The organism is Paracoccus onubensis (assembly GCF_003591515.1).
Taxonomy (GTDB): domain Bacteria; phylum Pseudomonadota; class Alphaproteobacteria; order Rhodobacterales; family Rhodobacteraceae; genus Paracoccus; species Paracoccus onubensis.
This window is the reverse complement of sequence record NZ_QZCG01000012.1, coordinates 52013-64424: the sequence shown is the minus strand read 5'-3', so window position 1 is coordinate 64424 and position 12412 is coordinate 52013. Positions and strand designations below refer to the sequence as shown.

Annotated in this window: 14 protein-coding genes; 12 read left to right on the top strand and 2 right to left on the bottom strand. The window is 60.3% G+C overall.

All coding sequences use genetic code 11. From position 1 onward, the window contains the following. Nucleotides 1-35 precede the first annotated feature (35 nt). From D3P04_RS17015 to D3P04_RS17000, 4 genes are all read left to right on the top strand, one after another. Complete coding sequence (locus D3P04_RS17015; protein ID WP_147391952.1) at nucleotides 36-1814, top strand: glycosyltransferase family protein; 1779 nt, start codon at nucleotides 36-38, stop codon at nucleotides 1812-1814. A 129-nt stretch (nucleotides 1815-1943) separates the two neighbouring features. After that, nucleotides 1944-2648: a CoA transferase subunit A gene (locus D3P04_RS17010; protein WP_119750980.1), complete on the top strand. Its 705-nt coding sequence runs from the start codon at nucleotides 1944-1946 to the stop codon at nucleotides 2646-2648. After that, nucleotides 2648-3274, top strand: a complete 627-nt coding sequence (locus D3P04_RS17005; RefSeq protein ID WP_119750979.1) for a CoA transferase subunit B — start codon at nucleotides 2648-2650, stop codon at nucleotides 3272-3274. The genes D3P04_RS17010 and D3P04_RS17005 overlap by 1 nt, the downstream gene beginning before the upstream one ends. A 112-nt stretch (nucleotides 3275-3386) precedes the next feature. Beyond that, entirely contained in the window at nucleotides 3387-3962 is a 576-nt protein-coding gene (locus D3P04_RS17000; RefSeq protein ID WP_119750977.1) for a hypothetical protein, read from the top strand. Between the two features lie 15 nt (nucleotides 3963-3977). On the opposite strand, the gene D3P04_RS16995 is transcribed toward D3P04_RS17000, so the two are convergent. Both D3P04_RS16995 and D3P04_RS16990 read right to left on the bottom strand, forming a co-directional pair. Next, nucleotides 3978-4859: a LysR family transcriptional regulator gene (locus tag D3P04_RS16995; RefSeq protein WP_182912906.1), complete on the bottom strand. Its 882-nt coding sequence runs from the start codon at nucleotides 4857-4859 to the stop codon at nucleotides 3978-3980. Nucleotides 4860-4989: 130 nt separating this feature from the next. Then, the gene (locus D3P04_RS16990; protein ID WP_119750973.1) at nucleotides 4990-5241 is read right to left on the bottom strand and encodes a hypothetical protein; all 252 of its coding nucleotides are present in this window, start codon (nucleotides 5239-5241) and stop codon (nucleotides 4990-4992) included. A 171-nt stretch (nucleotides 5242-5412) separates the two neighbouring features. On the opposite strand from D3P04_RS16990, the gene ybgC reads away from it, so the two are divergent. From ybgC to D3P04_RS16950, 8 genes are all read left to right on the top strand, one after another. Continuing rightward, nucleotides 5413-5817, top strand: a complete 405-nt coding sequence (gene ybgC / locus D3P04_RS16985; protein WP_119750972.1) for a tol-pal system-associated acyl-CoA thioesterase — start codon at nucleotides 5413-5415, stop codon at nucleotides 5815-5817. Beyond that, the gene (locus tag D3P04_RS16980) at nucleotides 5810-6541 is read left to right on the top strand and encodes a sulfotransferase-like domain-containing protein (protein WP_333473104.1); all 732 of its coding nucleotides are present in this window, start codon (nucleotides 5810-5812) and stop codon (nucleotides 6539-6541) included. The genes ybgC and D3P04_RS16980 overlap by 8 nt, the downstream gene beginning before the upstream one ends. 111 nt (nucleotides 6542-6652) lie before the next feature. Next, nucleotides 6653-7345 carry a protein TolQ gene (gene tolQ / locus D3P04_RS16975; protein WP_119750969.1) on the top strand — a complete coding sequence of 231 codons (693 nt, stop codon included), beginning with the start codon at nucleotides 6653-6655 and terminating at the stop codon, nucleotides 7343-7345. 3 nt (nucleotides 7346-7348) lie between these two features. After that, nucleotides 7349-7801 (top strand): ExbD/TolR family protein, encoded by a 453-nt coding sequence (locus tag D3P04_RS16970; protein ID WP_119750968.1) that lies wholly within the window; start codon nucleotides 7349-7351, stop codon nucleotides 7799-7801. Nucleotides 7802-7804: 3 nt separating this feature from the next. Beyond that, nucleotides 7805-9598, top strand: a complete 1794-nt coding sequence (locus D3P04_RS16965; protein WP_119750967.1) for a protein TolA — start codon at nucleotides 7805-7807, stop codon at nucleotides 9596-9598. A gap of 43 nt (nucleotides 9599-9641) precedes the next feature. Continuing rightward, complete coding sequence (tolB, locus tag D3P04_RS16960; protein ID WP_119750965.1) at nucleotides 9642-10970, top strand: Tol-Pal system beta propeller repeat protein TolB; 1329 nt, start codon at nucleotides 9642-9644, stop codon at nucleotides 10968-10970. A gap of 10 nt (nucleotides 10971-10980) precedes the next feature. Further along, a complete protein-coding gene (gene pal, locus D3P04_RS16955) occupies nucleotides 10981-11508 on the top strand; it encodes a peptidoglycan-associated lipoprotein Pal (RefSeq protein WP_119750964.1) in 528 nt (175 codons plus the stop codon). Beyond that, complete coding sequence (locus tag D3P04_RS16950) at nucleotides 11505-12410, top strand: tetratricopeptide repeat protein (RefSeq protein ID WP_232845056.1); 906 nt, start codon at nucleotides 11505-11507, stop codon at nucleotides 12408-12410. Before pal ends, D3P04_RS16950 begins: the two co-directional genes overlap by 4 nt. Nucleotides 12411-12412: the final 2 nt, after the last annotated feature.

Below are 12412 nucleotides of genomic sequence, written 5' to 3'. Positions count from 1 at the left end.
ACCCGAAAGTGACGTCTGCATCATGTGCGATAATCATGATGATTGCTCCATCACATGAGTTGGAGTGGCAGGCGCTTCTGCTTGGCGCGACGATACGGAATTACGTCAAAGGCGAGTATAACCTGTATTTCTGCATCGAAGACACACAGCTTCCGCAATTGGCGCAATCCACCCGCAATTTCATCAGGCAGCTTGGCGGAACCATCCGGACGATCTCCAACAGGGGGGTATTCAATCCCGAATACAAGATCGGCAACAAGGTCATCGCCAGTACACTCGAATACCCCGAGGACCGGATCGTCTTTCTGGACAGCGACACGATCTTTGTCCGCTCGGTCGATATCTCCGAATTATGCAGGGGCGAGATCGCCGTGCAGGAGGTGTTTTTCCCGTTATGGACCCGGAATGTCGGACAGAATGGCGTTTGGGACCAGTTGTATGGCCGCTACTCGATAGATCAGGACCGTCTGAAGCGGCTGCGGGATCGGAGCGGCCACACATTCCCGTATTTCAATGCCGGACTTGTGTCATTCGACAAAAAGACGGGTTTCGCGCAGGAATGGCTACGGATCAGCCGAGAAATCGATGCCGACAGCACGATCACGCAAAAGCGTCCCTGGCTGGATCAGATCGCTCTTTCGCTGGCGGCGATGCGGGTATCGGATGACACTGCTTTGGTAAAGAACACCATAAATATCCGGCCCCGGCGTCGCCGGGCGCATGATATCGTCCTGGCCCATTATACGAATTTGGTGTTTCTGCGCAGTTCCGGGCTTGCCCGGGCGGCGGATTTCGCGGTCAGGCGGGTTTTGAAATGCCGCTCATTCGAGCATTTCCTGTATCAGGTTCTGAAAGGAGCCAACGAAGCCGGAAGGACGCCAGATAATAAGAACTATCCGTTCGCGAAGGTCATGGGCGAACGGAATACCGGCACCAATCTCATCGAATCGACGATCCGGAGGAACTTTCGCGCACGCCCTTTGATCACCAGTCCCGAAGGCGCGACGCTTCGAAACCTCATGAACGAGATCACGGCTGGCATTCCCGAACATCCCCTCGCCTGGCGGGATCTGCTGCATGAATATTCCATGGACACGCAATTCGGATGGAAACATGCCAGACCCGACATTCCCCGGTTCAGGAAAAACGCGAATTGGGACTACACCGTCTTTATCCTGACCTATAAACACCCCGCATTCTGGCTGAAATCCATGTTCAAACGGCCTTACAATCCGTTTCAGAAGCAGAAAGCCGAGAGATTGCGGGATTTCATGACCCGCGATTTCGCTTTGACCGACCGGGATTGTCTGCCCTATGACTTCATCGGAACCCCTCTGGCCATTTATCAGGAAAAACTGCGCGGATATCTGGAGCTCGCGCAAGCGGCGCCGGAAAGAACGCTGATCTTTTCCTATGAGGATATCATCCGGAAGCAGGAGAGTTTTCTTCTTGCGCTTTCCGGACATTTTCAACAGTCCCGGGAGAAGCTGGAATTTCTGTCCAATGCCGCCAAAAGCGAGGATAGAAGCACCCTGACCACGGCGGATTATGTCAGGAAATATTCCGACAAGAATATCTTCGCAGGTTTCACAAGCCAGGATCTCGCCATTTATAAGCAACAGATCGACGACGAACTGTTCGCCCAGCTTGCCCAGGTCACGGTCGATCTTGACAAGATCCCAGTGGCGCCTGACCTGCCCACCGGAAGCATGACATTGACCCCGGTCCCGCAGGCGGGCAACGAGGCCGCGCCACTCGAGCAGCCTCCACGCAAGTTTTCATTATCCTCGCTATGGGCTGCTTCGCGAAAATGAAGCGGGAGGATTGTGCAGGCGGAAATGTTAACGTCTGACAGGCTCCGCGATTCCCGCTGCGCCAGATTGACTTGGCCGTGCGGACCCGTCAGTTAAGATACAACGCAGCGATGTATCAAAGGAGGACCGATGCAAAAGGTCTATGCCAATGCGGATGAGGCGCTTGATGGCCTCTTGAAGGAAGGGATGCTGATCGCAGCCGGAGGATTTGGCCTCTGCGGGATTCCCGAATTGCTGATTGACGCGATCGTCAAAAGCGGGGTCAGGAACCTGACCGTGGCCAGCAATAATTGCGGTGTCGACGGTTTCGGCCTCGGCAAGCTACTGGACACCAAGCAGATCAGCAAGATGATGTCCTCCTATGTCGGCGAGAACGCCGAGTTCATGCGGCAATATCTGTCCGGCGAGTTGGAGCTTGAATTCAACCCCCAGGGCACCCTGGCCGAACGGATGCGCGCGGGCGGTGCGGGTATTCCCGGCTTCTACACCAAAACCGGCGTCGGCACCCAGATCGCAGAGGGCAAGGAGGTCAAGAGTTTCGACGGCGAGGATTATATCCTCGAACGCGGCATCTTCGCCGATCTGTCGATCGTCAAGGCGTGGAAAGCGGACGATACCGGCAATCTGGTATTCCGCAAGACGGCGCGGAATTTCAATCCTCCGGCGGCGATGTGCGGGCGGGTCTGTGTGGCCGAGGTCGAGGAAATCGTGCCGCGCGGCAGTCTCGATCCCGACCTGATCCACCTGCCCGGCATCTATGTGCACCGGATCGTGCAGGGACAGCATGAGAAGCGCATCGAGCAGCGCACCACCCGCAAGAAGGAGACCGCGTAATGCCTTGGGATCGCAACCAGATGGCCGAACGTGCCGCGCAGGAGCTGGAAGATGGCATGTATGTGAATCTCGGCATCGGGATTCCGACGCTGGTGGCCAATTATGTCGGCGACAAGGACATCACACTGCAATCCGAAAACGGCATGCTTGGCATGGGTCCCTTCCCCTATGAGGGTGAGGAGGATCCCGACCTGATCAATGCCGGCAAGCAGACCATAACCGAATTGTCGCGGACGTCCTATTTCGACAGCGCGATGAGTTTCGGGATGATCCGCGGCGGCAAGATCGCCGCGGCAATCCTTGGCGCGATGGAAGTGGCCGAAAATGGCGATCTGGCGAACTGGATGATCCCGGGCAAGCTGGTCAAGGGCATGGGCGGTGCGATGGATCTGGTCGCAGGCGTGGGCCGGGTGATCGTGGTCATGGACCACACCAACAAGGCCGGCGAATCCAAGCTGCTGAAAACCTGCACCCTGCCGCTGACCGGCAAGGGAGTGGTCGACCGGATCATCACCAATCTGGGGGTATTGGATGTTGTCCCTGGCGGGCTGAAGATCGTCGAGACGGCCGACGGCGTGACCGAAGACGAGCTTCGCGCGGCGACCGAGGCGACGATCGTCGGCTGACATTGACTGGCCGTCATCCTGGGCTGTCAAGCGGGGGGCGTTGCCCCCCGTCATCGTTTATACGACGGTTCCCCCCGGGATATTTCCATGAAGAAGAAAGGCTTTGGCAGGCATGACACCCGAGCGGATCGCCGCATTGTTCACGGGCGAGGACGGAGCCTTTCTTTGCGCCCGCTGGGGACGGCCGGTGGCGCCGGTGATTTTCGGGCTGGCGGATGAAAGTCTCGATATTTTTCGCAGCGCGATCCGCGCGGGATATGCGCATGCCGGGCATCCCGTCGTCGATACCGATCCCGAGATGGGCAGCAACCTGATGCTGTTTTTCATGCGGGACTGGGCAGAGATGGATGGCGTTCCCGATCTTGACCGCCTGACGGGGCAACCCGACCTGCCTGCACGGCTGCAAGGCGGAGAGGCCGATCAATACCGCCTGTTCCGCTTTGATCCGGATGGGGGCATTCGGGCTTGCATGATCTTTCTGCGTATGTCCGGCTCATTGGCCAAAGCGCATCCGGCCGCACTTGCCGAGGCGCTCATGATGCGCAGCGCATTGAGTTTCGCCCGCGAGATCGCGCCTTCGCCAGAACTGGCCGCGTTGATCCGGGCGGCCTATGACCCGGTGCTGCCCGTCGCCACGGATCAGCCAGCCCATGCAATGCGTCTGGCGGCACGGATAATGCGGGACTGAACCGGAACACCCGTCTCAGAGCAAACGCAGATGTGTGGTGAAATCCAGAAAACTGCGCATTGCCGCCGTCATCAGCTTGCCGGTCGGATAGACAAGATTCACCGGGATATCCGGCAGCGTGAAATTGGTCAGCAGTTGCACCAGTCGGCCCGCCTCGAGATCTTCGGCCACGATAAAGCGCGGCAAAAGCGCAATCCCCTTTCCACTGACGGCCAGAGACTTCAGCAACTCGGTGTTATTGGTCGAAAAGACCGGCTGAACCTTCTGATGAAAAGTCTGGTCGCCGCAGCGCATGGGCCATGTGCCCGATCCGCGAAGATTGGTGTAATGCAGGCAGCTGTGGCGGGACAGATCGGCAGGGTTTTCCGGAATGCCCCGCTGCTCCAGATAATCGGGCGAGGCAACCAGCAGGATTGCCGCCTCATGCAGTTTGCGGGCATGCAGGGTTGAATCTCCGAGAATGCCGATGCGGATCATCGCGTCGAAACCGCCCGCGACCAGATTGGTAACGCCGTCATCCAGCACCATTTCCATCTGGATATCGGGATGATCGTCCATGAAGCGCAGGATATGCGGATGAAACACCTTATGGACATAGGCTGACGGCGCCCCGATCTTGAGCGCCCCAGCCGGGTGACCCGAGGCGCTGCGCACCATTTCATTCGCATTGTCCAACCGGTTCAGGACCTCTCGGATATGCTGGGCATATTCGGTCCCCAGCGCGGTCGGACGCAGCGCGCGCGTCGTGCGCGTCAACAGCCTTGCGCCCAGATCGGACTCGAGATCAGAGATATATTTGCTGCAAAGGCTGCGGGAAATTCCCATACGTCTGGCAGCCGCAGAAAAGCTGCCTTCGTCAAGGATGCTGATGAATGTGCGAAGAACGGTCGTGTCCATGACTAGGGAAATGTTTCCGCAGGGCGTGTTTGACAAGATCACGACAAAAAAATACCGCCCAAAGCGGGCGGTATCAGTCGCAGGCTGTGAAACCGGGGTCCCCATGCTCGCAGGGACCCCGGGAAAGAATTTAACGTTCGTTGGTCAGCCGAGCGTTTTCCGGGCTTGGGAAACTCGTCACCGTGATCAGGTCATCAGCTGCAAGATTGGCCCTTTTAAGTTCGGGCGTCGTCAGAACGGAGCCGGCTCTGACCTCGATCTGCTGGGTATTCGGTGCCGGACGCTCGACGATCGAATTCCGGCTGGTTCCAGAGAACTGGCCTGCAGAAGCAGCGCTGGCGACCAGACCCAATGCAAGCAAAGACGCTGTAAGGACTTTCATTTTTCTTCTCCATCTGAAATGCGGCGCATCAATGCGTCTGTTTTGTGACATGGAAATATGGCCGCACCCTTGGAATGATTAGGCGCGATTTTTCGCTTTCTGTGTTCGATGTGGTTGCACAATATGCAAAGCGGACGAGAAAAGGGGATATGCAGACCGAAAGGAACGGCTATGGCGCATCGACTGACCATAAGGGTCTATTACGAGGACACCGATCTTGCCGGGATCGTTTATTATGCCAATTATCTGAAATTCATCGAACGCGGCCGTTCTGAATGGCTGCGGCAAATCGGATTGGATCAGGCCGCAATGAAGGAGCAAACCGGGCATGTCTTCGCCGTGCGGCGAGTCGAAGCCGACTACCTGCGCCCGGCGAAATTCGACGATCTTCTGGAGGTTACGACCGAAACCTTCATGGTGACCCCAGCGCGGGTAGTTCTGGATCAGTCGGTGCGGCGGGATGACCGGATTCTGTTTACGGCCCGCGTCACCATCGTCTGTCTGGGTTCGTCCGGCCGCCCCGCCCGATTGCCCACGGCCCTGATCTCTGCCCTGAAGGAAGATGCGGATGACTGAGCCTCACCGGATCGCCATGTGGTCGGGACCGCGGAACCTGTCTACCGCGATGATGCGATCATTCGGCGCACGCGGCGATTGCGCCTGCGTGGATGAGCCTTTCTATGCGCATTACCTGATCCGGACCGGCCTGCCCCATCCCGTCCGCGACAAGGTGATTGCCAGCCAGCCAGGCGACTGGCGCGAGGTTCTGCCCGGATTGACAACGGAACCTTGCGGGAAACCGATCCAATATCAGAAACATATGGTCCAGCATATGCTGCCCGATATGGATTTGAGCTGGACCGCCATGATCACCAATATCTTCCTGATCCGCGAACCCGAACGTGTCGCGGCCTCTTTCGCGGCCAAGCGGGGGCTGCCCGATCCCGATGAACTCGGTTTCGACAGACAATGGGAGATGTTTCAGGAAATGGCCGCCCGCGGCCCTGCCCCTATCGTCATCGACAGCGCCGATATCCGCCGCGCCCCCGCGCCCGCCCTGCAAACGCTATGTGACGGGATTGGCATCGCATTCCGCGAAAGCATGCTGTCATGGCAGCCCGGCCCGCATCCCGAGGACGGGGTCTGGGGCGAGGTGTGGTATGACGCGGTCAACCGCTCGACCGGATTTGCCGGGGCCGAGGGAGCATTGCCGGAACTGGGCGGCGACCTGGCGCGTCTGGCGGATAAGCTGCGGCCGGCATATGAGAAAATCGCGGCGCACAAGCTTGCGATCCGATGATCCCGTCCGACACGGGAGATTGACAGCATTGTGTTGTCGTGGGGGGTAAAACTCCTGTAAAACAGGCGCTAGAAGGCCCGAAACGCGCCCGATCCATATGAGGCAGTGACAATGGAACCCATTCAGGCCGCGCAGGCCCTTGATTTTTCGCTGATGGCGCTGTTTTTCCGCGCCTCTCTGACCGTAAAGATCGTGATGATTATCCTGATCATCGCCTCTTTCTGGGGCTGGGCGATCATTATTCAGAAATTCCTGACCTTCGCGAATGCGAAGCGTGAGGCGTCGCGCTTCGACCGCGCCTTCTGGTCGGGCGAACCCCTGGACGATCTCTATGACCGGCTGGGCGAAACCCCTTCCGGCGCGTCCGAACGGATCTTTGCGGCGGGCATGACCGAATGGCGGCGCAGTCACCGCGATGACGGAGCGCTGATTCCCGGGGGCGCGCAGCGCATCGACCGGGCGATGAATGTGGCGATCCAGCGCGAGGAAACCCGGCTGTTCCGCGGCCTGTCCTTCCTTGCCACGGTTGGCGCGACGGCCCCGTTTATCGGGTTGTTCGGCACTGTCTGGGGGATCAAGACCGCGTTCGAAGGGATCGCCATGTCCCAGAATACCAGCCTTGCCGTCGTCGCCCCCGGCATCGCCGAGGCGCTTCTGGCCACGGCTCTTGGCCTGCTGGCCGCCATCCCGGCGGTGATCTTCTACAACAAGCTGTCGGGCGACGCCGAAAGGGTTGTTGGCAACTGGGAAGCATTTGCCGATGAATTCTCGACCCTGCTGTCGCGGCAGATGGATGAAAGCTGAGCCATGGCGGATGTCGTCAAACGGGTAACGCGCAAGGGCCGCGGGCGCAGGCGCAACGCGCCGATGTCCGAGATCAACGTCACGCCCTTTGTGGATGTGATGCTGGTTCTGCTGGTGATCTTCATGGTCGCGGCGCCGCTTATGACCGCGGGTGTGCCGCTGAACCTGCCTCGTACCGCCGCGACGGCCGTGCCCTCCGAACCGGAGGAGCCGCTGGTCATCTCGATTCCGGCCGAAGGGCAGGTCACGCTGATGAATAATCCGGTCGCGGATGACGAGATTCTGACTCGCCTTCGCTCGGTTCTGGAGGAGCGGCAGTCCGACAAGATCTTCCTGCGCGCCGATGGCGGTATTCCCTATGCGCGCGTCGTGCAGATCATGGGAGCTTTGAACGCCGCCGGCTTCACCAATATCGTTCTGGTGACCGACACCGGCGGCCCACGGATGGACGGCTGATAAATGTCCGACCGGGAAGAGCGCATCGGATGGTGGATTTCGGGGATCGCGCATGCCGCACTGATCCTCTGGGCCTTGCTGGGCGGCGTGCTGTTCCGGCCACAACCCTCGCAGCCGGTGCGCATGACCGAGGTCGCAACCATGAGCGGGGCCGAGTTCGAGCAATATGCCGCCGCATCTCGCGGAGCAGGGCCGGTCAATCCTGATGCCACAGCCGTCACGGAAATCACCGAACCCGAAGCCGAAAGCACTCAGGCAGAGACACCCGAAGAGACGCCAGCGCCCAATTCGGAATCCGAAGCGCAGGAACTCGCGGAGCCCGATGCATCGGAGGCCGAACCTGACCTGAGCGATTTCGAGAATCGTGAACCGGTCAATGTCGCGACCGATCTTCCCGAGGCCCCCGAGCTTCCGGAACAGGAAGAGGCGGCGCCCGCCGCACCCGCGGCCACCACCCAGCCCCAAGCACCCGAGCAGCCGGCACGCCCGGAACCCTCGGAACAGGATGAAACGATAGAGCCCAGCGCGCCCGTATCGGCACTGGTGCTGGACAGTTCCACACGTCCGCGCAACCGCCCCGATGGGCTGGTCGAAGATTATAACGCGAGGATTGCAGCACAGCAGGCGGCCGAACGCGCGCAGCAGGCAGCCGCCGCGCAGGCAGCGCGCGAAGCCGAGGAACGACAGGCAGCACAGGAAGCCGCACAGGCCGAAGAAGAACGGCAGGCGGCGGAACAGGCCGCGCAAGAAGAACAGCAACGCGCCGCCGAGCAGGCCGAACGGGAAGCCGCTGAACGGCGAGCGGCAGAAGACGCACAGCGCGCCGAAGAGGAACGGCAACAGGCTGCGGAAGAAGCCCGCCAGCGGGAAGAAGAACGGCAGGCCGCAGAAGAAGCGGCACGGGAAGCCGAACGACGCCGTGCCGCCGAACAGGCCGAACGGGAAGCAGAGCAACGCCGCGCGGCAGCACAGGCGGAACGGGAAGAGGCCGAACGGGAAGCCGCAGCGGCAGAAGCGCGGGCCGAGGAAGAGCGGCGGCGAGCCGAAGAAGAAGCTCGCAGGGAGGAAGAACGCCAGGCCGCCGAGGACGCCGCCCGTGAGGCAGAACGCGAAGCCGAAAGCCGCCAGTCGGTCGAGGATGCGTTGCGCGAAGCGCAGCAGGGTGAATCCGGCTCGGATGGCGAAGATACGGCCTCAACCGGTGAAACGGCCGGCGGCAATGTCCAGCGCATCGAAGGCGGCAGCGGTGCTTCGGCGGAACAGGATCCGCTTTCCGCGGCACTTTCCGACGCCATGTCGCAGAATCAATCCGCCGAACCCCAGCAGGATCCGCCTCCCGAGCCGAATCAACTGACACCGACCCCGATCACGCCGACCCCCTTGCCGGAGCCGGATGAACCGTCAGACCAGCAGTCGGACGCGGGCGAAACGACAACGGGGGCTGCGCCGCTTGGCCAGCCCCTTTCCATGTCAGAGCGCGAGGGTTTTCGGATTGCACTTGAAGGATGCTGGCAACGTGGCGCGCTTTCGGTGGATGCCTCGCGCGTGGCGGTATCGATCGAATTCCAGATGTCGCCTGACGGCCGCCCCGAACTGAACAGCCTTCAGCTTATCGATTCGCAGGGCGGCTCGTCGCAGACCTCGACACAGATCGCATATGAAACCGCACGTCGCGCGATTCTGAATTGCGGACGCGCGGGTTTTCCCCTACCGCGCGAGAAATACGGCCGCTGGCGCAACGTGATCGTTGATTTTCGCCCGGATGGAATACGATTTGAACAAGGGGAACAGCCATGACCCGCCCTTTTTCCCATCCGTCAATGACGTTAAAGAGGAAAGTATGTTCCATAAGCTGACCCCTGCCCTCGTTCTTGCGCTTGGCCTGACAGGCGCTGCCGCCGTGACTGCACTGCCCGCATTGGCGCAGGACGGACCGCTGCGAATCGAAATCACCGATGGCGTGACCGATCCGGTTGCCATCGCCATCCCCGATTTCTACGGCGATTCCGATCTCGCCGGAAAAATTCGGCAGGTTGTTGCCGATGACCTGACCGGCACCGGCCTGTTCCGCGAGATCGCCCGGGACGCGCATGTCTCCAGCCATGACGATTTCAACGATGCCGTCGCCTATGAGGAATGGCGGGCGATCAATGCGCAAGCGCTGGTCACCGCCGATGTCAGCGGTCAGGGCGAAGAGATCAACGTCAAGTTCCGGCTGTTCGACATTTTCGCCGGCCAGCCGCTGGGCGACGGAATGCAATTCGTTGCGCGCTCGGGCGACTGGCGGCGCGCAGCCCATAAGATTGCGGACCAGATCTATTCGCGGCTGACCGGCGAATCCGCCTATTTCGACAGCCGGGTGGCCTTCGTGCAGGAAACCGGTCCGAAGGATGCCCGTATCAAGCGGATCGGTGTCATGGATTACGATGGCGCGAATATCCTGTGGATGACGGACAGTTCATCGCTTGTGCTGGCACCGCAATTCTCGCCCGACGGAAAGAAGATCGTCTATACCAGCTTTGAAAGCGGTTTTCCGCAGCTTCAGATCCTTGATGTCGCAAGCGTTTCCTCGCGGCCTCTGACGCAGGGCGGCAACAGCATGGCCTTTTCGCCGGTCTTTTCGCCCGATGGCCGATGGATCGCCTTTGCGCAGGATAACGGCGTCGATACCGATCTGTGGCTGATGGACGCCGCGACGGGGACCGGGCGACCGTTGACCAAGACCCATGCGATAGATACCTCGCCCTCATTCAGCCCCGATGGCAAGCGTATCGTCTTTGAATCGGACCGCTCGGGCACTCAGCAGCTTTATGTCGTGCCCGTTGAGGGCGGAGAGCCGACCCGCATTAGCTTTGGCGAAGGCCGCTATGGCGATCCCACCTGGTCCCCGAAGGGCGACATGATTGCCTTTACAAAGCAGCTGGGGGATCGTTTTCATATCGCCGTCATGCGCAGCGACGGCTCGGAAGAGAAAACCCTGACCGATTCGTTTCTTGACGAAGGCCCGACATGGGCCCCCAATGGACGAGTTATCATGTTTACCCGAGTGACACCGGGCGGAAATGGACAGCCGCGCCTGCACTCGGTTGATATTAGCGGAAGGAATATGCGTCCGCTCGAACTCGATTCTGCCGCGTCGGACCCATCCTGGGGTCCCTTGTTGCCATAGGAACCCTACAATGAAACCATATCTTCTTCCTCTTACACTATCAGTCGTTATGCTTGCCGCCTGCGCGCAGCAGCCTCCTGCCCAGCAGGTTCAGGACCCTTATGCCAATCTGGGCAACGGGGCGCTGTATCAGGGTGACCTGGCCAGCGGCTCCCTTCCCGGAGAAGCAACCGCCCAGTATTTTTCGAGCCAGGTCGGTGATACCATCCTGTTCGCGGCCAACCAGACCGCCCTGAATTCCGAAGCCCGCGCGATCCTGAATCGTCAGGCCGAATGGCTGACGAAGCATCAGGAATTCTCGGCTGTCGTGCAGGGGCATGCCGAAGAGACCGGCACCCGTGAATATAATCTTGCGCTGGGCGCGCGGCGGGCAGGCGCCGTACAGGAATATCTGGTCGCCAATGGCGTAGAATCGGGCCGCATCCGCACGCTCAGCTTCGGCAAGGAACGTCCGGCAGAAGTCTGTTCGGAAGAAAGCTGCTACGCAAAAAACCGGCGGGCCGTTACCGTGGTCAGTGCATCCGGGGTTGGATCGTGATCAAGCAAACCGCCGCCGCCGCGCTTTTGATCGCGATGACGGTATTGCCTGTGCAAGCACAGGAGCCGACCCTTGCCGGGTTGCGGGCCACCATCTCGGATCTGCGCAATCAGTTGCAAAGCCTGCGCGGCGAGTTGAGCGCCGCCGGAGCCGAGGGCTATCAGGAGGCCGGCGGCGCGAATGCCATCGACCGCATGAATGCCATGGAAGACCGTCTGAACCAGCTGACCGATCAGACGGAGCAGCTTCAGAACCGCATCCGGACGGTCATCAGGGAAAGCACCGCGCGCATGGACGATCTGGAATTCCGTCTGTGCGAGATGGACGAAACCTGCGATCTTGGTGCCCTGATGGCTCCGGATACGAGCGCGGAAGGTACCGGGGTCGAGATTATTCCACAGGTCGGCAATGGCGCGACAGCGCCTGACGGAGAAAACGACACGGCGTCTTCCGAAGAGCAGGCGGATTTCGATGCAGCTTACAAGGCCCTGAATGCGGGCGAGTTCCGGCGCGCGGCGGACATGTTCGCGGCGGTGGCGCAAAACCATGCAGGTGGACCTTTGACTGCACAAGCCTATTATCTGCGGGGAACGGCGCTGGACAATATCGGACAGCCCCGGGCCGCAGCGACGGCATGGCTTGAAGGTTTCACCGCCGATCCCGACGGCTCCCGGGCGGCGGACAGTCTGCTGGGCATCGCCCGGGTGATCGAGGCCGATGGCGATCCTGTCGCTGCCTGCCTGTATCTTGCCGAAATCCCGGCACGCTTTCCGGGCACCGCGCAATCCCAGGAGGCCGAGCACCGCCTGACGGTGCTTGACTGCGCCAGCAAGGCGTTGGGATCCGAACAAGACGCGACAGTAAACCCCGAGGCGGCTGCGGATCTGGTAAACCAGGAATGAGG

What these genes read in the sequence shown, in the direction of transcription:
- tolB (WP_119750965.1), top strand. Translation starts at nt 9,642, where the DNA reads ATGTTCCATAAGCTGACCCCTGCCCTCGTTCTTGCGCTTGGCCTGACA.
- D3P04_RS17010 (WP_119750980.1), top strand. Translation starts at nt 1,944, where the DNA reads ATGCAAAAGGTCTATGCCAATGCGGATGAGGCGCTTGATGGCCTCTTG.
- D3P04_RS16970 (WP_119750968.1), top strand. Translation starts at nt 7,349, where the DNA reads ATGGCGGATGTCGTCAAACGGGTAACGCGCAAGGGCCGCGGGCGCAGG.
- D3P04_RS16965 (WP_119750967.1), top strand. Translation starts at nt 7,805, where the DNA reads ATGTCCGACCGGGAAGAGCGCATCGGATGGTGGATTTCGGGGATCGCG.
- D3P04_RS16980 (WP_333473104.1), top strand. Translation starts at nt 5,810, where the DNA reads ATGACTGAGCCTCACCGGATCGCCATGTGGTCGGGACCGCGGAACCTG.
- D3P04_RS17000 (WP_119750977.1), top strand. Translation starts at nt 3,387, where the DNA reads ATGACACCCGAGCGGATCGCCGCATTGTTCACGGGCGAGGACGGAGCC.
- D3P04_RS16995 (WP_182912906.1), bottom strand. Translation starts at nt 4,859, where the DNA reads ATGGACACGACCGTTCTTCGCACATTCATCAGCATCCTTGACGAAGGC.
- tolQ (WP_119750969.1), top strand. Translation starts at nt 6,653, where the DNA reads ATGGAACCCATTCAGGCCGCGCAGGCCCTTGATTTTTCGCTGATGGCG.
- ybgC (WP_119750972.1), top strand. Translation starts at nt 5,413, where the DNA reads ATGGCGCATCGACTGACCATAAGGGTCTATTACGAGGACACCGATCTT.
- D3P04_RS17005 (WP_119750979.1), top strand. Translation starts at nt 2,648, where the DNA reads ATGCCTTGGGATCGCAACCAGATGGCCGAACGTGCCGCGCAGGAGCTG.
- D3P04_RS17015 (WP_147391952.1), top strand. Translation starts at nt 36, where the DNA reads ATGATGATTGCTCCATCACATGAGTTGGAGTGGCAGGCGCTTCTGCTT.
- pal (WP_119750964.1), top strand. Translation starts at nt 10,981, where the DNA reads ATGAAACCATATCTTCTTCCTCTTACACTATCAGTCGTTATGCTTGCC.
- D3P04_RS16990 (WP_119750973.1), bottom strand. Translation starts at nt 5,241, where the DNA reads ATGAAAGTCCTTACAGCGTCTTTGCTTGCATTGGGTCTGGTCGCCAGC.